This window comes from Pseudomonas sp. MIL19 (genome assembly GCF_028680365.1).
Taxonomy (GTDB): Bacteria; Pseudomonadota; Gammaproteobacteria; order Pseudomonadales; family Pseudomonadaceae; genus Aquipseudomonas; species Aquipseudomonas spirodelae.
Genome location: NZ_JAPPVG010000074.1, coordinates 1 through 1921, shown reverse-complemented (window position 1 = coordinate 1921; position 1921 = coordinate 1). Strand labels below are relative to the sequence as shown.

Below are 1921 nucleotides of genomic sequence, written 5' to 3'. Positions count from 1 at the left end.
ATCGAGTAGGAGGCAGATTCACATCTGCCGTCCTCTCACACCACCGTACGTACGGTTCCGTATACGGCGGTTCAGGTTATACGGCTAAGCCGATTAATCGTATCCAGTATTGAGACCAGTCCAAGGCCATCCCAAAGCTTCTTCGGTAGCGCATGATTTACATGTGGCGCTCCCGAGTTCCACCAAGCGCCCAGACCATTGGTTGCTGATTTCCAGGCACGAGCCTCGTCAAGCCCCAGACGTATCAGGTTGCGAGCCCTCGTAAGAGGTCTCTTCCATTGCCGCCACAAGACACAACGAAGCTTATGGCGCACCCAACCATCAATCGTTTCCAAGGCTCGCTTGCCTTGGGTGAGCTTGAAGTAACCCGCCCAGCCACGCAGAACTGGGTTTATTCGCTCGATAACATTACTGATCTTGCGACCCCGCGCTCCGCGTAACAACTCTTTGAGTCGGTCACGCAGGCGACGCAGGCTCAGCGTGGCTATCCGAAACCTCGGTTGTTGATGCCAGCTCATCCCATACCCCAAGTAGTCACAGATCCACGCCCCTGCTACTCGACTCTTTCCCCGGTTCAACGTCAGTTTCAAACGTTGATTCAGGAAGCGCTCAACGCTGTTCATCGTTCGCGTGCCCGCACGGGGACTGCGCACATAAATGTTCGCATCGTCGGCGTAGCGCACGAAATGATGGCCCCGTCGTTCCAATTCGCGATCGAGTTCGTTGAGCAGGATGTTCGACAGCAACGGGGAGAGAGGACCGCCTTGCGGCGTCCCCTCCCGATTTTGGCTGACGACACCGCCCGACATCACGCCCGCTTCGAGGTAGCGGCGAATCAGTTTGAGTACACGCTTATCTTCAACATGACGCTGCACATGGGCCATCAGAATGTCGTGATTAACTCGATCAAAGAATTTCTCCAAATCAAGCTCCACGCACCAACGGTGCCCCGCCGCTACATGAGCGCGGGCCATTTCAACAGCTTGGTGAGCACTGCGGCCCGGACGAAAGCCGTAGCTGTAGTCCGAGAACAGAGGGTCAAAGATCGGCGTGAGCTGTTGCAGCAAAGCCTGCTGGATCAGGCGATCAACGACACTAGGGATACCCAGCTGCCTTGTTCCGCCTTGCGGTTTAGGAATTACAACTGCACGCACCGCTTGGGGATGGTACTCGCCGGCCAGCAATCTGGCTTTGAGGGTCGGCCAATACTGTTTCACGTAGCCTGCCAAGTCGTCGACCGTCATGCCATCGGCACCCGGCGCCCCCTTGTTGCTGACTACACGCTGATACGCACGCTTGAGATTGAGCGGCGCAAGCACCCGCTCCATCAGCGTGTCCGACTCCGCTTTCGTCCACGCCACAGACGCCGCCAATACCTCTGCGCTATCAGCCGTCATCCTCGGATACCGTCCGGGACCTGGGGTGACAGTTTCTCTTCGAGAAATTTCTGCATTTTCGGTATTCAACGAGACTCTGACGCCTACTGACGGCATAACCTGTTCGGCCCTTGGTGGCACGGTTATTCACCACTTACTACGGCCTCGGCTGACTTCTGCACACTCATCCCGTCGCCTCTCGACGCCCAGTAGCACAATGGCAAACGTGCAGATCTCCCAGGGTAATTCGCGTGACCTTCCTGCTTATGCCTGTCGGATCTACGTCATAGCGTTCCGTGCAAGTATCGGGCTTTGACGATAATGGCCGTCTTGCCCCGCTACGCCGCCTCATCCGTTTCCTGTTCGTCAGGCCAGCATTTTGCCTTCGGCTTCCTTCAGATCCGCAGTCACCCGCGACACCCTTGCCGTTCAGCTAACACTTCCCCTTGCCGGGCGTGTAGAGGACTTTCACCTCCAAGTCACCAGCGTGGCCACCACAGCCAGCTGGTTGCGCTTACGCGCAACGCGCCATGCCTGGCGCACCA

1 protein-coding gene is annotated in these 1921 nt (G+C 57.2%); it reads right to left on the bottom strand.

The genetic code is table 11. The features are described 5' to 3' along the window. Positions 1–71 precede the first annotated feature (71 nt). On the bottom strand, positions 72–1493 hold the full coding sequence (gene ltrA, locus N1078_RS19370) for a group II intron reverse transcriptase/maturase (protein WP_274089692.1): 1422 nt from the start codon (positions 1491–1493) through the stop codon (positions 72–74). Positions 1494–1921 lie beyond the last annotated feature (428 nt).